Origin of the sequence: Amycolatopsis orientalis (assembly GCF_000943515.2) — a bacterium.
Lineage (GTDB): Bacteria > Actinomycetota > Actinomycetes > Mycobacteriales > Pseudonocardiaceae > Amycolatopsis > Amycolatopsis orientalis.
Map to the genome: position 1 here is coordinate 7,322,386 of NZ_CP016174.1, position 18,799 is coordinate 7,341,184.

20 protein-coding genes are annotated in these 18,799 nt (G+C 69.2%); 10 read left to right on the forward strand and 10 right to left on the reverse strand.

The genetic code is table 11. The features are described 5' to 3' along the window. Positions 1-30 precede the first annotated feature (30 nt). From SD37_RS31845 to SD37_RS31855, 4 genes are all read right to left on the reverse strand, one after another. The gene (locus SD37_RS31845; protein ID WP_044855885.1) at positions 31-576 is read right to left on the reverse strand and encodes a Kelch repeat-containing protein; all 546 of its coding nucleotides are present in this window, start codon (positions 574-576) and stop codon (positions 31-33) included. Continuing rightward, the gene (locus SD37_RS44350; protein WP_167369673.1) at positions 498-701 is read right to left on the reverse strand and encodes a Kelch repeat-containing protein; all 204 of its coding nucleotides are present in this window, start codon (positions 699-701) and stop codon (positions 498-500) included. The genes SD37_RS31845 and SD37_RS44350 overlap by 79 nt, the downstream gene beginning before the upstream one ends. Before the next feature lie 297 nt (positions 702-998). Next, entirely contained in the window at positions 999-1,679 is a 681-nt protein-coding gene (locus tag SD37_RS31850) for an ABC transporter ATP-binding protein (RefSeq protein WP_044855884.1), read from the reverse strand. Continuing rightward, positions 1,676-2,740: an ABC transporter permease gene (locus SD37_RS31855; protein ID WP_044855883.1), complete on the reverse strand. Its 1,065-nt coding sequence runs from the start codon at positions 2,738-2,740 to the stop codon at positions 1,676-1,678. Before SD37_RS31855 ends, SD37_RS31850 begins: the two co-directional genes overlap by 4 nt. Positions 2,741-2,910: 170 nt before the next feature. Here SD37_RS31855 and SD37_RS31860 point away from each other — a divergent pair, with 170 nt between their 5' ends. The 4 genes from SD37_RS31860 to SD37_RS31875 all read left to right on the forward strand — a co-directional run bounded on the left by SD37_RS31860 (position 2,911) and on the right by SD37_RS31875 (position 7,727). After that, the gene (locus tag SD37_RS31860; RefSeq protein ID WP_044855882.1) at positions 2,911-4,086 is read left to right on the forward strand and encodes a sensor histidine kinase; all 1,176 of its coding nucleotides are present in this window, start codon (positions 2,911-2,913) and stop codon (positions 4,084-4,086) included. Further along, positions 4,083-4,718 carry a response regulator gene (locus SD37_RS31865; protein ID WP_044855881.1) on the forward strand — a complete coding sequence of 212 codons (636 nt, stop codon included), beginning with the start codon at positions 4,083-4,085 and terminating at the stop codon, positions 4,716-4,718. The genes SD37_RS31860 and SD37_RS31865 overlap by 4 nt, the downstream gene beginning before the upstream one ends. 102 nt (positions 4,719-4,820) lie before the next feature. After that, positions 4,821-6,377, forward strand: coding sequence for an outer membrane protein assembly factor BamB family protein (locus SD37_RS31870; protein ID WP_044855880.1), 1,557 nt, complete (start codon positions 4,821-4,823; stop codon positions 6,375-6,377). Between the two features lie 225 nt (positions 6,378-6,602). Continuing rightward, the gene (locus SD37_RS31875) at positions 6,603-7,727 is read left to right on the forward strand and encodes a S1 family peptidase (protein ID WP_044855879.1); all 1,125 of its coding nucleotides are present in this window, start codon (positions 6,603-6,605) and stop codon (positions 7,725-7,727) included. A gap of 257 nt (positions 7,728-7,984) precedes the next feature. Here SD37_RS31875 and SD37_RS31880 read toward each other — a convergent pair whose 3' ends face one another. Beyond that, positions 7,985-8,812, reverse strand: a complete 828-nt coding sequence (locus tag SD37_RS31880; RefSeq protein WP_044855878.1) for an oxidoreductase — start codon at positions 8,810-8,812, stop codon at positions 7,985-7,987. 155 nt (positions 8,813-8,967) lie between these two features. Between SD37_RS31880 and SD37_RS31885 the strand changes: the two genes are divergently transcribed. Continuing rightward, positions 8,968-9,654 carry a GbsR/MarR family transcriptional regulator gene (locus tag SD37_RS31885; protein ID WP_044855877.1) on the forward strand — a complete coding sequence of 229 codons (687 nt, stop codon included), beginning with the start codon at positions 8,968-8,970 and terminating at the stop codon, positions 9,652-9,654. A 9-nt stretch (positions 9,655-9,663) separates the two neighbouring features. On the opposite strand, the gene SD37_RS43275 is transcribed toward SD37_RS31885, so the two are convergent. Together SD37_RS43275 and pip are read right to left on the reverse strand one after the other, a co-directional pair. After that, complete coding sequence (locus SD37_RS43275) at positions 9,664-9,825, reverse strand: hypothetical protein (RefSeq protein WP_167369674.1); 162 nt, start codon at positions 9,823-9,825, stop codon at positions 9,664-9,666. Between the two features lie 158 nt (positions 9,826-9,983). Next, positions 9,984-10,928, reverse strand: coding sequence for a prolyl aminopeptidase (gene pip, locus SD37_RS31895; RefSeq protein ID WP_044855875.1), 945 nt, complete (start codon positions 10,926-10,928; stop codon positions 9,984-9,986). Between the two features lie 149 nt (positions 10,929-11,077). On the opposite strand from pip, the gene SD37_RS31900 reads away from it, so the two are divergent. Further along, entirely contained in the window at positions 11,078-12,175 is a 1,098-nt protein-coding gene (locus SD37_RS31900; RefSeq protein WP_044855874.1) for a carboxylate-amine ligase, read from the forward strand. 12 nt (positions 12,176-12,187) lie between these two features. On the opposite strand, the gene SD37_RS31905 is transcribed toward SD37_RS31900, so the two are convergent. After that, a complete protein-coding gene (locus SD37_RS31905) occupies positions 12,188-12,793 on the reverse strand; it encodes a response regulator transcription factor (protein ID WP_005154150.1) in 606 nt (201 codons plus the stop codon). Positions 12,794-13,237: 444 nt separating this feature from the next. On the opposite strand from SD37_RS31905, the gene SD37_RS31910 reads away from it, so the two are divergent. After that, positions 13,238-13,936, forward strand: a complete 699-nt coding sequence (locus tag SD37_RS31910; protein ID WP_083255137.1) for an AraC family transcriptional regulator — start codon at positions 13,238-13,240, stop codon at positions 13,934-13,936. 79 nt (positions 13,937-14,015) lie between these two features. Here the strand turns inward: SD37_RS31910 and SD37_RS31915 are convergent, their stop codons facing one another. Then, positions 14,016-15,011, reverse strand: a complete 996-nt coding sequence (locus tag SD37_RS31915; protein ID WP_044855872.1) for a DUF1702 family protein — start codon at positions 15,009-15,011, stop codon at positions 14,016-14,018. 435 nt (positions 15,012-15,446) lie between these two features. Between SD37_RS31915 and SD37_RS31920 the strand changes: the two genes are divergently transcribed. The 3 genes from SD37_RS31920 (at position 15,447) to SD37_RS31930 (ending at position 17,789) form a co-directional block, all read left to right on the forward strand. Further along, positions 15,447-16,052 (forward strand): response regulator transcription factor, encoded by a 606-nt coding sequence (locus SD37_RS31920; protein ID WP_044855871.1) that lies wholly within the window; start codon positions 15,447-15,449, stop codon positions 16,050-16,052. A 176-nt stretch (positions 16,053-16,228) separates the two neighbouring features. After that, entirely contained in the window at positions 16,229-17,041 is an 813-nt protein-coding gene (locus tag SD37_RS31925; protein WP_044855870.1) for an AfsR/SARP family transcriptional regulator, read from the forward strand. A 61-nt stretch (positions 17,042-17,102) separates the two neighbouring features. After that, positions 17,103-17,789 (forward strand): winged helix-turn-helix transcriptional regulator, encoded by a 687-nt coding sequence (locus tag SD37_RS31930; protein WP_044855869.1) that lies wholly within the window; start codon positions 17,103-17,105, stop codon positions 17,787-17,789. Positions 17,790-17,838: 49 nt separating this feature from the next. Here the strand turns inward: SD37_RS31930 and SD37_RS31935 are convergent, their stop codons facing one another. Continuing rightward, entirely contained in the window at positions 17,839-18,459 is a 621-nt protein-coding gene (locus SD37_RS31935) for an L-threonylcarbamoyladenylate synthase (RefSeq protein WP_044855868.1), read from the reverse strand. Positions 18,460-18,799: the final 340 nt, after the last annotated feature.

Sequence of the window (18,799 nt, forward strand, 5' to 3'; positions counted from 1 at the left end):
GGTGGCGCCCTCCCTACGGCGCCACCGCGTTTAGCCGACTGAACGCGTGGATTGGCGGAGTGCGTCGACGTCGGAAAACAGTCTGAGCTGATCGCCTTCCGGCAGGGCAACGCCGATCGTCAGCACCGTCCCATCCTCTTCCGTGGCGCACTCATTCGAGCCTCTCGGCAAGGGCAAGAGGACATCGAGGAGCCCCCACTCCCCCGCGTCGATGTCGAAGAGCTCAGCGGTCCGCCTCGGTGTCGCCCTGACTTCTCCGACCGCGATTTCGCCACCTTCCACCACGGCCAGGAACCGCCTTTTTCCGATCTTCGTCCCGGTCGCACCCGGCAGCAGACGCGATTGCTTCAGCGGACTCAGGATCTGCCATTCATCGGCTTCGACGTCGTAGCGCTCGACTGTCGCCAAGGATTCACCGACAGGCGACTGTCCACCGATGGCGTACAGATACCGCATCGGAGCGACCTCGGTCCATTTTTCTCGCGCCTCGTCGAGGATCAGAACGGACTTCGTCGGCCCCTCCTGATCGTCGCGGGCGCTCCTCTCGGCACGGGCAGGGAAGTCGCCGTCGCCCATGCTTTCCCCACCGTGTCATACTTCTCCACGACCTTTTGGGCCTCGTTGGCGCCACCGATCCCGCCGATGGCGTAGATATGGTCCTCGGCCGCGGTGGCAGCGAGATTCCCCCTCGGCGTCCGCATCGTGGCAGGTTCTGCCACACCCCGGCACCCGACGTCCGCCGGAATTCGACGGAATCGAGGTAACGGTCCTGGGAGAATCCACCGATTGTGTGAATACCCTTGCCGACCGTCACCACGGCATGACCGGTACAGGCGACACGCAAGGGCGGACGGGAAACCCACTTACGGCGGGAATCATTTTCTTCTGTGCTTTTCTCGGCCATTGCGCCTCCTTGAATGGGCTCGCCATTAACGGTCGAGCCTCGCTTCATGGCGTCACGCGATCCTCGAGAAGTCATGCGAATGGCCCAGTCCGGGTCAGCACAAGGCCTGGGTGGAGATGCGCCCGTCGTGGACTTCCACGATCCGATCGGCGACGGCAAGGTGGGTCGTGTCGTGGGTGACGAGCACCGTCGCCGTCGACCGCTCGCGGGTCAGGCGGCCGATGAGGTCGATGACGGCCGCACCCCGCTCGTGGTCGAGTGCGCTGGTGGGTTCGTCGACCAGGAGGACGGACGGGTCGTTCATGAGGGCTCGCGCGATGTTCACGCGCTGACGCTGTCCGCCGGACAACTGGTGCGGACGCCGTCCCTCGTACGCCGCGAGACCGACGGCGTCGAGCAGTTCCCTGGCCCGATCGGCCGCCTTCACCGGGGAACGGCCGTCGATCTGGGCCATGACCTGCAGCTGTTCGACGGCGGTCAGCGAAGGCAGCAGATTCGGCTGCTGGAAGACGACGCCGATCTCGCGGCGGCGCAGTTCGGCACGTGCGGCGCGGCTCATCCCGGTGACATCGTCGCCGTTGATCGTGACGGTGCCCTCGTCCGGGGTGATGAGGGTGGCCGCGACCGCCAGCAGACTGGACTTCCCGGAGCCGGACGGACCGGCGACGGCGGTCAGGCCACCCTTGCGGACGGCCAGGCTCACCCGGTCGAGGGCGGTGAGCCGGGTTTCGCCGTCAGGGTAGGTGAGCGTGATGTCGGTCAGGTCGAGGCTCATCGGGCACTCCCCAGTGCGGTCAGCGGGTCGACGACGGTGATACGCCGGAGGGACAATGCGGCGCCGAGGCCGCCAAGCAGGATCATCACTGCCGCCGGACCGAGCAAGGTGGCGGGATCGAGAACGAAGGGCACCTCCGAACCGGAGACGAGTGCGCCGAATCCGGCGGCGAGGGCGGTACCGGCGAGGGTGCCACCGGCGAGGAGGACGACGGCCTGCCCCAAGGCGTCCTTCAGCAGGCCGGCGGTGGAGGCCCCCAGTGCCTTGAGGACGGCGATGTCGCCGCTGCGCTGGATGGTCCAGATCATGAAGAACGCGCCGACGACCAACGCGGAGATGGCGAACAGGAAGCCTCGCATCAGCTGAAGGGAGCCGTTTTCGGAGGCGTAGGAACCGATAGCGGACAACGAGTCCTCTTTGGACACTGTCTTGGTACCCGCGGCCTCGTCGGTGGCGGCCACGTCGGCGCCGGACGTGCTGAGGGCGATCACCGTCGCCGCCTGATCAGCCGGGCCGACCTGCCGCCAGACGTCGAGGTCCAGCCAGATCACCGGTGTGTGGCTGAAGAACGCGTCGCCCGCGACAGCGGACACCGCGAGCCGCCGCCCGGCGATCGTCACGGTGTCTCCCTTTTGGGCACCGAGGTCGTCCGCCGCCGTCTCGGACAACACCACCGAGTTCCCACCGGCGCCTTCCGGCGCCAGAACGGAACCGGGCCGGACGCCGAAGGCGGAGATCCCGGCGCTCCGGTCCCCGAAGGCCGCCTTCGTGACGGTGATCCCGATCGGTTCGGCACTGGTGACGCCGGGAGTCCCCGCCCAACGCCGCCACTGCTCTTCGGTGACGGCGGAGTCGGAGTACGACAGGTCCTGCCCACCGCGCGGAGCGGCGAAGGCGATCTTGTCGGCGGGCAGGCCGGTGATACCCGAGATGTTCTGCTCGCCCAGTCCCGCGGTCAGTCCGGACAGCAGGCCGACCAGCAGGGTGATCAACACGACGACGCTTCCCATCAGGGCGAAGCGTCCTTTGGCGAACTTCAGGTCTCTCCAGGCGACGAACACGGCTGCGGCCTGTCCTTTCCGGCGTGGGTGGCGGTACAGCTCTACTTTCGCCGTCCGTCCCGCGTGCGGCATCTGCCCGGAGATCGCACTTCACGAGCCACAAGACGGACCGCCGGTTCCATCTTTCGATAGAGGCGGTCCGCGTTCCGTCTCCGTAATCTGGACCTACTGTGAACGCCACCTCGCCCACCCCGACGCCGACCAGCAGGACCCTCACCTGGTGCCTGCATCTCCTGGTCGCGGGCCTGCTCGCGCTCGCGGGCGGACGGTCCCTTGTGGACGACCGGCCGGAAGCAGGCCTGATCGTCGCCGTGGCGGTGGTGTGCGGCCTGGTGTACGCGATCGGCCCTCGGCTGCCTCGCGTCCGCCGGTCCCGGCGGGCCGCCACCGGCTGGCTGATCGCGGTGGGTGCCGTCTGGCTGGTGCTGATCACCCTGACGGCGGACGGCGTCTGGGTCGCGTTCCCGCTGTACTTCCTCCAGCTTCACCTGCTGTCACGGCGGGTCGGGGCGACCGCGGTCGTGGCGACGGCCCTCGCCGCGATCATCGCGTTCGCCGCCCATCAGGGGGCGCTCACCCTGTCCGTCGCGATCGGACCGGCGCTCGGTGCCGCCGTCGCGATCGCGGTCGTCTGGGGTTATCAGGCGCTGTACCGGGAAAGCGACGAGCGCAGGCGGTTGATCGAGGAGCTCACCGCGACCCGCGCCGATCTGGCCGAGGCCCAGCACACCGCCGGGGTCCTGGCGGAACGCGAGCGGCTGGCGCGCGAGATCCACGACACCCTCGCCCAGGGGCTGACCAGTATCCAGTTGCTGCTGCGCGCCGCCGCGCGGGATCTGCCCGAGACCTCGGTGAACGCCGCCCGGCACGTGGAGCAGGCTCGCCAAGCCGCCGCCGACAACCTCGCCGAGGCACGCCGGTTCGTCGCCGCGCTCACCCCGCCCGCGCTGGACGACCTCACGCTCACCGACGCGCTGGAACGCCTGTGCGACACCGTCGGCGCCCGCCATCGGATCGCCGCTCGCTTCACCGTCTCCGGGGCCCCGCGTCCGCTGCCGACCGCGGACGAGGTCGTCCTCCTGCGCATCGCCCAGGCCGGGCTCGCGAACACCGTCCGCCACGCCCGCGCCTCCACCGCCGAGGTCACCCTCCATCACCTCGGGGATCAGGTCGGCCTCGACATCGTGGACGACGGCGTCGGCTTCGACCCCGAGGAAACCGGCTTCGGCCTGCTGGCGATGCGCGCCCGCGTCCAGGCCCTGAACGGCACCTTCACCATCGAATCGGCTCCCGGCGAGGGCACCAAACTGATCGCCCGCCTTCCGAACCCCGAGGTCAAGCCATGACCGAAACCCCCATCCGGCTGCTCCTGGCCGACGACCATCCGATCGTGCGGGCCGGGTTGCGCGCGCTGCTGGAGACCGAACCCGGGATGCTCGTGGTCGCCGAGGCCGCGACGGCCGAAGCCGCGGTCACGCGTGCTGCCGAGGGCGACATCGACGTCGTGCTCATGGATCTGCAGTTCGGCCCCGGGATGAACGGCGCCGAGGCCACGGCGGAGATCACCGCCCGGCCGGGCGCTCCCCGGGTCCTGATCGTCACCACCTACGACAGCGACGCGCACACCCTGCCGGCCATCGAGGCCGGAGCCACCGGCTACCTCCTCAAGGACGCCCCGCCCGAGGACCTCGCCACCGCCGTGCGCACCGCCGCCACGGGCGGCACCACCCTCTCCCCCACGGTCGCGGACCGGCTGATGAACCGGCTGCGCGTCCCCGGCGCCGCCCTGACCCGGCGGGAGATCGAAGTCCTCGCCCTGGTCGCCGAGGGCTTCTCCAACCGGGCCCTGGCCGAGCGGCTCCACCTCACCGAAGGCACCGTCAAATCGCATCTGGCGCGCGCCTACAGCAAACTCGGTGTCGATTCGCGGACCTCCGCCGTCGCCGCCGCGACGGACCTCGGTCTCATCCGCCGCTGACGGGCTCGGTGCACCGGCCGTGTCGTCATTTCGACGGACCCGCGGAAACCCCTGCCATGTCAGGATTCGCCGGTAAGGGCGACTTGAGGCCGGGGAGCGAAAATGGCAGCGGTGATCGCGGCACTCGCCGCGGGCTGCGCGGTGGTGGCGGTGTTCCTCTCCGGTGACGCGGTCCGCCCGGACCGGCCGGATCTGGAGGTGGCGCTCGTCGCGGCGGCGTCGGTGCTCGCTGCCCTGCTGGCGTTCGGGAAAGCCCGGGGAACGCGGATCGCCTCGGCGATCTTCGCCGCAGGCAGCGCGGGCTGGGCGATCCACTGCCTGAGCACCGACATCGGCAGCGGTACACCGGGTAGCTCGACGGGAGTGCTCGCAGTAGCCGCCGTCGTCACCTTGGTGGCGACGGGACTCACGGCGAGGAGTGCCGCGCGCCCGCTGCGGTGGTGGCTCGCCGTCCCCTTGGTGGTGGCACTCGCGGCGGGGACGGTCGCCGCGGCCGTGATCGTGCCCGCGCAGGCGGTGCGGTCCATGACGGCCGCGACCGTCGCGGCGCCCGCGATCGCCGACCGGGTCACGGACCGGCCGTGGAAGTGGACCCCGCCCACCGAGGTGCGGGACGCGGTCGCGGCGGGCGCCGGAGTCGTGGTCGGCGGGGTGGACGGCGACGTCACCGCGCTCGACGGACCGACCGGTGCGGTGCGCTGGACCTACGCCCGGCCCGGCGCCCGCCTCCGCGCGCTCGTCCCCACTCCGGACAGGCTCCTGCTGCTGGCCGTCTACGGCGGTTCCGGCCGCGACCACCTCACGGTCCTCGACGCGTTCACCGGCGCACCGGTCCAGGAGACACTGATCGAAGAGGTGAGCGGTGCCGACCTCCTCGCCCCGACCAGCACCGTGCTCCCCTCGATCACTTACCTGGGCGACGACAACTTCCGCGTCAACGCGCTCGACCTGCGCACCGGAAAAGAACTCTGGACGTGGACCGCGCCTCAGGGCTGTGTCTCCCCCTTCGCGCTGCCCGCGAGCGGCCGTGACGTCGTCCTCGCGCCGCTGCTCTGCCCGGACCGGCTCAGCGTGCTCGGTCTCGACGAACGCACCGGGACGTCGCGCTGGGAACACAAGTTGCCGGTGACACGCCCTTCCGACGAGAAAGCCGACTACTACCTGCACTCCGCCCTCGACGGCGGTACCGTTTCCCTGTCGCTGCGCTATGCCGGCCTGGCCAGTGGCGCCGGCACGGACGTCGTTCTCGACCCCGCCAACGGCGCCGTCGTGTCCACAATGGACCCCAAGGCGCCGAAGCGGATCACCCTCGGCCCCGTGGCCATCGCGGAACGCACCACGGACGGAAAGGTCACCGCGGCCACGCTGGACGGCGGGGTGGCCGTCGACCTCGCCGCCTGTCCGGCCCGGCGCGCGCAAGCCACCACGCCGACGGCGTATCTGCGCCTGTGCGTCCTTCCCGGCGGCGCGCTGGTGGTGCACCGGCAGGAACTCGATGGCTCACCGGCGTCCACCCTGCCCGTCGACTGGCCGCCGTCCACCGACTCGGCCGGCACCTTGAACTCCGGCTTCGCCCGCCACGCGCTCCTCCCCGCACCCGGCGCGCTGGTCGCCGTCCGCGGCGGCGCCACCCCGGTCATCGGCTACCCCGCCGGCTGACCTCGGCGCGATTTCGCGAATTGACCGGCGCGCGAACGGATAACCCCTGCGAGTGGGCCGATATGTGCACGGATGGGCGCTGATCTCCCGTGTCCGAAAGGACGGCATCCACGGCGCCGCGGGCAGAATCCGGACAGAAGACCGGACAATTCGCGACGCTCTCCGGGGCCCGCCGCACACTCTGCGAGCAGTGTGTTTCTTTCCCCCGGCCTTGGAGGATTTCCCATGCGTCGAAGAATCGCCCTCGCTTTCGGCGGCACCGCCGTCCTTACCGCCGGCCTCGTCTCCGCAGCTCTCGCTCCCCTCGCACAGGCGTCTCCCGGATTGATCTCCGCCATGCAGCGGGACCTGGGACTCACCGCGGCACAAGCAGAAACCCGGCTCGCCCGGGAAATGACCGCCACACGAGTGATGCCGGACGCTCAACGCGCGGCGGGCTCCGCGTTCGGCGGCGCCTGGTTCGACCCGGCCCTCGGCAAACTCGTCGTCGGCGTGACCGACCCGGCGGCCGCGGACGCCGTCCGGAAGGCCGGTGCCGAGCCGACCGCCGTCGCGATCAGCGCGGCGAAACTCGACGCGGCCAAAGCCGAGATCGACTCTTCGACCAGATCCCGGCCCGCACCTCCGGCCGTCAGCGGCTGGCGAACCGACGTGCGCGGCGGCAGCGTCGTGATCGCCGTGCAACCCGGCGCGCACGGCACCGACGTCGACGACTTCCTCGCCAGGGCACGAAAAGCCGGACCGGTCACCGTGATCACCGCACCGAAGGCCGAGCCGTACGCGGCGGGCACCGTCGGCGGCGATCCCTACTACATCAACGGAAACACCCGCTGTTCGATCGGATTCTCCGTGCACGGCGGATTCGTCAGCGCCGGTCACTGCGGCGGCAACGGCAGCTCCGTCGTCGGCTGGGACGGCTCGGCGATGGGCAATTTCGCCGGCTCCTCCTTCCCTGGCAACGACTACGCGTTCATCCGCATCGGCAACGGCTGGTGGACCGCGCCGGTCGTGCTCGGCTGGGGCACGGTCAGCGACGCGCTCGTGCGGGGATCGTGGGTCGCGCCGGTCGGCACCTCGGTGTGCAGGTCGGGTTCGACGACACACTGGCACTGCGGAACCGTGCTGGGGCACAACGAAACCGTCAACTACTCGCAGGGCGCGGTGCACCAGATGACCCGCACCAACGTCTGCGCCGAACCCGGCGACTCCGGCGGTTCCTTCATCACCGGCGACCAGGCCCAGGGCGTCACTTCCGGCGGCTGGGGCAACTGCGGCTCCGGCGGCGAAACGTGGTTCCAGCCGGTGAACGAGATCCTGCAGACCTACGGCCTGTCCCTCGTCACGGCGTAACCACCGGGCGGCCGACGTTTCCGCCACATGTCCGTGAAGGCCTTCTTGAGGGACTCAAAGTCCCTCAAGAAGGCACCCGCATTTGTGTACCTACGCCTGGACCTGCACGAGGGTGGTGGTCTGGCGGGCACCGTCGCACGGTCTCACCTTGATCAACACCGGCAACCCGCACAAGCTCCACACCAGTGGATGAACAAATACGAGTCCCTCAAGGAGGCCTTCACGGACCCACCAACGCGTAGGGAAGGGACTTCACGTCACTGGGGAAGAGGAACAGTCGAGCGGGTGGCCAGTGCGTCGAATTCGCGGTCCGGCAGTGTCCTGACGAGTTCGAGGAGCTTCTCCGCGAGATGGCCGACGGCATACCGGGTGTCCGGGCGTTCGGACTCGATCGCCTGCCGGATGGCGTCCACGACGACGCCGGGATCGGAGCCGTCGGTGAGCCCGGTTTCGCTTTGCCGCGCCATGGCTTCCGCCATTTCCCGATACGCCCCGGCGCCCGACATCTCCCGCAGCTGCGCGGCGGTCTGGTCTTCGAACTCGGTCTTGATGATGCCGGGCTGGATGATCACGACGTCGACGCCGAAGGGCTCGACCTCCATGCGGAGCGTGTCGGAAAACGCTTCGAGGGCGTGCTTCGACGCGTAGTACCAGGCGCCGAGCGGCAAGGCGATCTCGCCGCCGATCGACGAGACGTTGACGATCGTGCCGGACCGCTGTGCTCGCATCGCGGGCAGGACGAGCTGAACCAGCCTGGCGGGTGCGAGAAGGTTGACCTCGAGCTGGTCGCGCGCGAAATCGAGAGGCACGTCCTCGATCGCGCCGTGCAAAACGGTTCCGGCGTTGTTGACCAGGACGTCGATCCGCTGCTGCTCGTCGAGGACGGTCGCGACCGCGCGGCGGAGATCGCCTTCGTCACGGGCGTCCATCTTCAGCGGATGGCCGCCCGCTTCCCGGAGATCGTCCATTTTCTCGACTCGCCTCGCGGCGCCGTAGACCGTGTGCCCGGCGCGCAGGAGCTCCAGCGCGGTGGCGTGGCCGATCCCTGACGACGCACCGGTGACCAGGCAGACCTTGGCCGTCATCCCGCGTGCACCTCCCTGATGGTTCTTTTCACGACAGGCGAAACACTAGCTCCGCCTTTCTCAGGGTCACAACGGCGAATACCAGAAGGTGGAGCTAGGCGGCCTACAATCGGTGCAATGACCGTGAAGCTGAATGCACCGGGGCGGGAGGACACGTGCCGGGAAATCGCCTGACCTACGAAGAACGACGGCAGATCGCTTCGGGGCTGGTGGCGAGGCTCACCTACGCCGAGATCGCCCGGCGGATGGACCGTCCCAAGTCGACGGTCATCCGGGAGGTGGCCCGCAACGGCGGCGCCCACCGGTATCGGGCCGCTCTGGCGCAGCAAGCGACCCAGTGGCGGGCACGCCGTCGCAAACCCGCTCCGCCTCCGGCAAGCGACCCACCCGCCACGCCACGAGACCTGCGTGATTTCGAGGACGAGTTCGCCGAGATGATGACCGAGACCGGCGTCCCGGTGATGATGGCCAGAGTCCTGGCCTTCCTGTTCACCAGCGAAACCGGCGGCGGCACCAGCGTCGAACTCGTGGCACGGCTGGAGGTCAGCCCGGCGTCGGTCTCCAAGGCCGTCGGCTGGCTCGAACAACGAGGCTTGATCGCTCGCGAACGCGTCGGCAGGCGACAGCGTTACTTCGTCGACGCAAACCTCGGATACCGGGCCTGGCAGGCCAGCCTCGATTCCATGACCCGATGGGCGGACCTCACCGAACGGGGCGCCGTCCTGTTCGGCGGTTCGGATCCGGTCGGGGCCCGGCTGCACGCCACCAGCCGGTTCTTCCGGCATCTTCACCAGGACATGACCCACGCGGCTGAGCACTGGCGGCGAGCGCTGCCGTCCTGACCTGGGCTCTCAGCGCACCACGCCGCCGAGAAGGTCGTCCGGCCCCCGCACCACGGCCGGGACTTCGGCGCCGTCTCCGTCGCGGACTTCGCCGAACGCGAGCCACAGCGCACCGGCCACGGCCAGCACCAGGCCGGCCACCGTCCACCACGACCACCGGCTGAAGAACACGATAACGGGCCCGACGGCGAGCAGGACGCCTCCCGCCGACCGCCGCGGTCTCCCCTTCCAGGCGGACGCGAACCGTTCGGCGACGTCCGAGGACGGCGGGGAATCGGAGGTTCCTCGGCCACGTTCGCATTTAGTCGACTGAATGCGACGCGGGTCCATCACCACTCGCGGGAAGCGAACCGGTCCAAGGCTTCCAGCTTCCAGGCCCGTTTCACGTCGCTCGACCGGTGACCTGATCCGTCGTCGATCAGCAGCTCCGCACCGGGCCAGGCCCGGGCGAGTTCCCAAGCGGTGTCCACCGGGCAGCTCAAGTCCCGGCGACCGTGGATCAGCACGCCGGGAATGTCCCGCAACAGTCCGGCATCGCGGATCACCGCGCCGGGCTCCAGCCAGCCGGCATGGGAGTAGTAATGCGTGACAATGCGCGCGAACGCCAGCTCGTACTCGCCGATCGGACCATTGTGGACGGTCGCGCCGGGTTCCAGGGAGAGCACCGTGTCCTCCCAGGCGCACCACGCGCGAGCGGCTTCGGTCCGCACGTGCGGGTCGGGGTCCTCCATGAGCCGCGCGTAGGCCGCGACCAGGTCGCCGGAGTGGTCACCGCGAAATCGGGCCCACTCTTCGGGGAAGAACCGGCCGGCGCCGTGATACAGCCAGTCGATCTCGGAGGGCCGGGTGGTGCTGATGGCGCTGACGACGATCTCCGTGACCCGCTCCGGATACCGTTCGGCGTAGACGAGGGCGAGCGTCGTGCCCCACGAGCCGCCGGTGACGAGCCAGCGTTCGATGCCCAGGTGTTCCCGCAGGCGCTCCATGTCGGCGACGAGATGATCCGTCGTGTTGTGCCGCATGTCGGTCGCCGGGTCGGCGGCGTGCGGGGTGCTGCGGCCGCAGCCGCGCTGGTCGAACAGCACCGTGCGGTAGCGGGCCGGGTCGAACATCCGCCGCATTCCCGGCGTGCAGCCCTGGCCGGGGCCGCCGTGCAGCACGACCGCCGGTTTCCCGGCCGGGTCGCCGCAGGTCTCCCAGTAGACGCGGTTGCCGTCACCTACATCGAGGACTCCCTTGTCGTAGGGCTCGACGGGTGGATACAGCTCGACCATGCGCCCAGCCTACCCAAGTCGATCAAGACATTCCGTGATTCCACGAAACACTTTCGCCGCAACGAAGTTCAGCACACCGGCCCTTTCTTCGGCGGCCCGGGAGGGGGAGATTCAGTGGTACCGGCGAAAACCACCAGAGACGGGGAGCCATGGCGGTCGACGGCACTGTTTTCACCCTTGGCGTGGAAGAAGAGTTCGTCCTCCTCGATCCGCTGGACGGCTCGGTCGCCTTGCGCGCGCCCGATCTTCTCGAACACCTCGCCCCCGAACCGGACGTCACCGGCGAGCTGATGCTGTTCCAGATCGAGACCGCGACCGGCATCTGCCGCGGTCTCGACGAGGTGCGCTCGGAACTGACTCGGTTGCGGCAGCTCGTCGCGAAAGCGGCGGAGGCCGACGGCTGTCTCATGGTGGCGGCGGGGATTCCGCCCGGTGACCTGCGCCGGGGCGCGATCACGCCCGAGCCCCGGTACCGGCGGATGGCCAAGGCGTTCCCCGAGCTGATCGACGGCGCGGGCACCTGCGCCTGTCATGTGCACGTCGGTCTGCCGTCGCGGGATCTGGGCGCGCGGGTCCTCGCCGGATTGCGGCCGTGGCTCGCCCCGCTGCTGGCGCTCAGCGCCAACTCCCCGATCCAGCACGGCGCCGATTCCGGCTGGGCGAGCAGGCGGTTCCCGCTCTGGGACCGGTGGCCGACGGCCAGGCCGCCCGACGAATGGCCAGACGCGGCCGCGTACGACCGCAGTGTCGAGGACGCCTTACGCCGTGGCGCCGCCCTCGACGTGCCGGGCGTGTACTTCTACGCCCGGCTTTCGCCTCGCCATCCCACGGTGGAGGTGCGGATCGCCGACGTCTGCCTGTCCGCCGAAGACGCCGTGCTCCTCACGGCGCTGGTACGCGGGCTGGTCGCGACCTGCGCCGTGACGACCGACCCGCCGCGGGCCCGCGGCGCCCGGATCGGTGCGGCGTTGACGGCCGCCGCGCGCCGGGGTCTCGACGGGCCGGGTATCGACGTCTTCACCGGGCGGGAGGCCGATCAGCGCGACCTTCTCGGCGAACTCGTCGACTTCATCCGGCCGGCGCTCAGGGCCACGGGGGACATCGAGGACGTCGAGCAAGGACTGAACTCGCTTTTCGAGCACGGGACCGGCGCGGCCCGGCAGCGCCGGTTGTTCGCGGAAGCGGCCTCGCCCGGCGCCTTCGCCGCGGATCTCGCCCTCGCGACGATGAACGTCCCGACCCGGTGAGCCGGTCCGGCGTCACAGCCAGCCGGACTCCCGCGCGATCCGCACCGCGTCGACGCGGTTGCGGGCGCTGAGCTTCGACACGATCGTCGTCAGGTAGTTCCGCACTGTCCCGGCCGAGAGGAACAGCTCGGCCGCGATCTCGGTCGGGTCGGAACCGACCGACGCCAGCCGGAGGACCTCGATCTCCCGCGCGGTCAGCGGGCATTCCTCGCTGTCCCAGGCGGCGAGCGCCAGATCGCCGTCGACGACGCGCCGTCCGGCGGCGACCCCGCGGACGGCGTTGGCGAGCCTGTCGGCGGGCGCGTCCTTGCGCAGGAAGCCGTTGACCTTCGCGGCCAAGGCCCGGCGAAGGGTTCCAGGGCTGCCGAGCGAGGTGAGGATCAGCGTGCGCACGCCGGGCAGTTGTTCGTGCAGTTCGGCGGCCGCGGTGAGCCCGTCCTTGCCCGGCAGGTCGATGTCGATGAGCGCGATGTCGGGACGCGCGGACTGGGCGAGCGGGAGGATCTCGTCACCGCTGGCGCATTCGGCGACGACCTCGATATCGGCTTCCAGCCCGAGCAGCGCGACCAGGGCCCCACGGACAATGTGCATGTCCTCCGCCACCAGGACCTTGATCATCGTCCCCATCTGCCTTTCTCCAGCGCCTCGCCCCCGAACCGACAATACTATCCTCACACACCCGTCCCGCGAAATGGAAACCGGCCCTTGACCGTCGCGGGGGGACACGGTCAAGGGCCGGTTCTGTGTTGCCGCGGGAATACTTTCTTCGGACCGCGCCAACACGGCCGGGGTGCGTCCGGCATGATTGCGCTACCAGCAATTCTGCGGTCGCCGACGCCCGGGATCCAGTGTGCGCACCACCGCCGACCTGTGGTTTTCGCATGTGAGATTTTCACGTCCCGGAGCACAGGAATCCATATCCGCCGGTGAATCAAGCACTTCAGGAGAAGCGGCGGCGAACACTACTGTCGGAAACCGCAAAGCAAGCCAGAATTCCTCGAGCGAAAGGACGGTACAATGGATGAGACTGTCCGGCGAGCCGTGGAGCGAGCCATTGGGGCCATGAACGAGAAACTGGGCGAAGAGCTCACTATCGACGACATCGCCCGCGCCGCGACGTTCAGCAAATTCCATTTCACCAGGGTGTTCCAGCAGGCCACCGGCGTCTCGCCCGGCCGGTTCCTGTCCGCGCTGCGGCTCGACGAGGCCAAGCGCCTGCTGCTGACGACCTCGATCACGGTCGCCGACATCAGCCACCGCGTCGGGTACAACAGTGTCGGCACCTTCAGCACGCGGTTCAGCAGCCGCGTGGGCCTCTCCCCCTCCGCGTACCGCCAGCAGGGCGGTTTCCAGCGACGGCTGGCGGGTGAACCCCGGCCCGGCGCGAAACCGGCGATCGTCCGCGGTTTCGTGTCGGCGCCGCCGGAGATCTCGCCCGGCCTCGTCTTCGTCGGTCTCTTCCCGACGCGGATCCCCGAGGGCGCGCCCGTGCGCTACACGGTCATCGACGCGCCCGGCCCCTATCAGCTGACCGAGGTCCCGGAGGGCACCTGGCACCTCGTCGCGCACTGCGTGACCGGTCCGCTCACGCGCCGCGGCACCGGGTACACCGGCCACCACGGCCCGATCACCGTCGAACCGGGCGTCACCGCGCGGCTGGCGGACCTGCGGGTGCGCCCGAAGCGCCTGTTCGACCCGCCGGTCCTGCTGGCGCTGCCCGATCTGCGGCACCGGCCGGAACCGTTCAAGCACGCCGCCTGATCTTCACCTGGGGTGTCATGAGGGGTCCCCATCGGACGAATTCCGTCCGATGGGGACCCCTCATGACATCTCCAGGACCTCAGGCGGAGAGGCGCCCGGCCGAAGGGGCGAAGGCCTCGCGGATGTTCTGCCGCCACAGTTCGTAGGCGGGCGTCCCGTCGGCGGCGTTCTCCGCCACCTCGGTCCGGTCGGCCAGGTCGACGGCCTCTTCGATGCTCAGTCCGGCGAGCGTCCGCGCGGCCCGGCGGGTGTGCGGCGGGACGAACGACGAGAACGTCCGCGCCTTCACCGCGAAGACGACGCCGAGGCCGAGTTCGTCCTGGTGCTCCCCCGCCGCTTCGCGCAGCGTCGTCAGCCCTCGCTGATCGCAGCCTCCCGCGAAGGTCGAGGCCAGTCCCACACCACTCCACAGGTCCGGACGGCGCCCGGCCGGGAAGCGGTTCACCGCCGCGGCGACCTTCACCGGGTCGGCACCGTTGATGAACCACAGCGCCCGCCCGACGCCTTGATCGCAGGCGCGGGCGAAGTACGACGGCGCGCCGGCCCACGCGTACGGGGCGGGGACGAACTGCCCGTCCACCCATTTGCGGGTGTCGAAGTACGCGCGGTCGAAGCCGTAGCCGTCGACAGCCAGCCAGCTCATCGTCGGGTGATAGGGCACGCCGTCGAGATCCGGCAGCACCTTCTTCCACAGCGGCCGGGGCAGCCGTGCCATGGCGAATCCGATGCCGATGTAGGTCAGGAACAGATGGGGGCGGCCGGGGCCGCTCATCAGTTCGGCCGTGCGGTCCTTACGGCCGCCGGGCATGACGTCGAGGATGGTGAACGCCATCGCCGCGCCCTCGTAGGCGAACCCGCGCATCTCCGGCTCCACCATGTCCAGCCGCCGTTCGGCCTCCCACAGCGCCGGGGCGTCGATCCCCCATTCGAACCCGCACACCACCGACTGCGGGATCGACTCCAGCCGGGCCGTCGCCGCCGTCGGCGGCACCCCGAACCCTCGGCCCTCGAAGCCGACCGAAGCCAGCGAGGGTGCGAACAGGACCTTGCGCAGGGCACCCAGCAATGAGCTCATCACATACGTCCTTTGTGGATAGTGTCGGCTTCGCGCGCGAACTCGGCTCATGCCGAGGAGACCACGCGGTGATCGCCGTGGGCTCGACGGCCGATCGAGGTGCCCGCCGGTACCGCCGAACAGTCCATTCCCGGAACCGGACAATGGTGAATTCACCCGTTCGCCGGACGAATTCACCGGGTCGCAACGTACTCGCCGTGGAATGAAATGCACTTCTGGCGGCATTTTTACCGTCTTCTGACCTGACACTGAGTAATCGATCGATAGCACTTTCATGATCGCCGAAGCTTCCCCATCACCGCAGCTCACCAGGGCCTTGATCGGCCGAGTCTGGTCCCAGGAAAAGCACAACCTTGCATCGTGCGATTCAGATTCACTCTTCCGGGTTTGCTATGTACACTGAGAGTTAGCGCGTCTGGGGAAGAGGAGGTCGGAGTGATCCGAGTCCTATTGGCCGAAGATATGCACATGGTTCGCGGCGCTTTGGTCGCGCTGCTGAACCTCGAACAGGACATCGAAGTCGTCGCCGAGGTCAGCTCGGGCGACAAGATCCTCCCGATGGCCGCGGAGTACCTCCCGGACGTCGCGATCATCGACATCGACCTGCCGGCCAAGGACGGGCTCTCCGCCGCTTCCGAGCTCTACCAGCAACTTCCCTGCGTCCGCACGCTGATCCTCACCTCGCTCGGCCGCCCGGGCACCGTGCGCCGGGCACTCGACGCGAAGGTCAACGGCTTCCTGCTCAAGGACGCGCCGGCCGACAAGCTCGCCAACGCCGTCCGCTCGGTCGCCATCGGCCGCCGCGTCATCGACAGCGAACTCGCGCTGTCCGCCTGGGAAACGGAAGATTGCCCGCTGACGCCGAGGGAAGCCGAGATCCTGCGGCTCGCCGCGAACGGGCACACGGTCGCCGACATCGCGGCGGAACTCTTCCTCTCACCGGGAACCGTGCGCAACTATCTCGCCACGGTGGTCACGAAACTCAACGCCCGCAACCGGGTCGACGCCATCCGCATCGCCACCGATTCCGACTGGCTCTGAGCCCTTTCGCGTCTTCTCCTTTGCCCCAACCGGTTCCATGCGCCAGGTCATGACGATCGCATACGGGGCAACGAATAAATCACGGTTCCCCGGATGTTTCCGGCACTGTTCCCCGGGTTCTCCCTCTGTCACCGTCACAGAGGGGGAGTTCTCCGGAGGGGCAGGGGAGACACGGGATGAGTACCGGACCGGTCGACATCGCGACCACGACCACCGCGCACCGGAGGCCGGACGTGGTGCGCGCGCGGCTGCTCGGCCCGCTCGAACTGCACGCCGGCGGCGCCGACCGCGCGCCGACCACGCCGAAACTCCTGCAGCTGCTGGCGATGCTGCTGATCCGCCCCGGCAAGACCGTCCACGTCGATTCGCTGGTCCACGAGCTGTGGAACGACACTCCCCCGCGTAGCGTCCGCCGCACCCTGCACACCTATGTCCACCACCTCCGCCGCCATCTCGACCCCGACGGCGACGGCGGCCTGCTGGTCACCAGCCCGCCCGGCTACCGGCTGGATGTCGACCCGGCCGTGGTCGACGTGTCGGAGTTCGGGGAACTCCTGTGCCTCGGCCGCGATCTGCTGGCCGAAGGCGACGACGCGGCGGCCGCGCACGCGTTCCGTACCGCGCTGGACCTGTGGTCCGGTCCCCCGCTGGCCAACATCCACTGTGGACCGACGCTGGCCGCCTACACCGTCTATCTGCTGGAGCACCGGCGCAACGCCCGTGACCTGTGGATCGAGGCCGAGATCCGGTCCGGGCGGCACCGGGAGATGCTCGGCGTGCTCCGGTCGCTGGCCACCGCGAACCCGCTCGACGAAACCCTGCACGCCCAGCTGATCCGCGCGCTGGGGCTCAGCGGCCGGCGCAGCGACGCACTGGCCTCCTACCAGTGGCTGCGGGCGAGGCTCGACGAGGAACTGGGGGTGGAACCCTGCGCCGAACTGCGAGAGCTGCACCGCGAACTGCTCTCCGAGGGCCACCCGATCCGCTGATCGCCGGACCGGCCGACGAACACCACCCCGTCACCAGATCAAGGAAGTTGAGGAGTCAAGCATGACCGCTCGCACCTACGGCCAGTTCTGCGGCCTCGCCCGCGCGCTCGAGATCATCGGGGAACGCTGGTCCCTGCTCGTGATCCGCGACCTGGTACTCGGCCCGAAACGGTTCGACGAGCTGCAGCAGGGCCTGCCGAAGATCCCGACGAGCATCCTCTCGACCCGGCTCAACGAACTCGAACGGCACGGCGTCGTGCAGCGCCGGGTGCTCTCGCAGCTCGACGCCGGCGTGGTCTACGAGCTGACCGAGTACGGCAACGACCTCGACCAGATCCTGCTGCAGCTGGGCCTGTGGGGCGCCCGGTCGCTCACCGACCCGGCGGCGGACGACCTGTTCACCCTCGACGCGGCCATCCTGTCGCTGTACACGACGTTCCAGCCGGACGAGGCACACGGCGTCCAGGGCTCGTTCGAACTGCACTACGGCGACCAGATGATCGTCCACGCGGTGGTCGAGGACGGCGCGGTGACCGCGGGCGAGGGGCCGCATCCGGATCCGGACATCGTCATCGAGCCGCGCGGCCCGCTCATGCTCAAGCTGCTGAACGGCGAGCTGGACGCCACGAGCGCGCTCACCTGCGGCGCGGTGGCCATCAAGGGCGACGCGGCGCATCTGGAGCTGTTCACGCGCCTGTTCCACATCCCCTCGGCCCCGTCGAAGGCCGAAGGGCTCGTCACGCACTGACGAGAAGGGATCCGCGCGCGAGCCGGCACCACCGAGGTGCCGGCTCGCGTCATTCGAAGCGTGCGGTGTCGCCGGCGCCCCGGCGGACGATCTCCGGCTCCCCCGACGAGAAGTCGATCACCGTGGTGGGTTCGACGCCGCATTCGCCGGAGTCGATCACCGCGTCCACCACGTACTCCAGCCGCTCCTTGATGTCCCAGCCCTGGGTCATCGGCTCGTCCTGGTCGGGCAGCAGCAGCGTGCTCGACAGCAGCGGTTCCCCGAGTTCGCCCAGCAGCGCCTGCGTGACCACGTGGTCCGGGATGCGCACGCCGACCGTCTTCTTCTTGGGGTGCATCAGGCGGCGCGGAACCTCCTTGGTGGCCGGGAGAATGAACGTGTAACCGCCCGGTGTGGACGCCTTGACCGCGCGGAAGACCGCGTTGTCCACGTGCACGAACTGGCCCAGCTGGGCGAAGTCCTGGCACATCAAGGTGAAATGGTGGCGGTCGTCGAGTTTGCGGATACTCCGGATGCGATCGATGCCGTCCCGGTTCCCCAGCTGGCAGCCGAGGGCGAAGCAGGAGTCCGTCGGGTACGCGATGAGCCCGTCCGCGCGCAGGATGTCGACGACCTGTCCGATCGCGCGTCGTTGCGGATTTTCCGGATGCACGTCGAAATACCTCGCCATGCGCCGAGCTTAGGGCCATCCGTGTCCGGGCGCCGTGACAGGCCGTCCCGGCGTGGCGTACACAGTGGAGCCGTCCTCGTCGCACGTCTTCCATCGTGGCGTGTTCCGCGAACGTCCGCGTGGTGCGAACGTCCCACACCCACGCGGGCGACCGGCGGGATTTTCCCTGTCACCGAGGGGGAAATGTCCTCGCGTTCGCCGTTCTCCCTTACCCGGAAGGATCAACCGGGGTAACAAGCATGGGCTAGTATCCGAATACACCGCGATGGAAGGTCGTGCGGCGCCCGGCCACGGCCATCGTGCGGGCGAAGCACGACGAAGTAAGACGTCTCCTGTCATC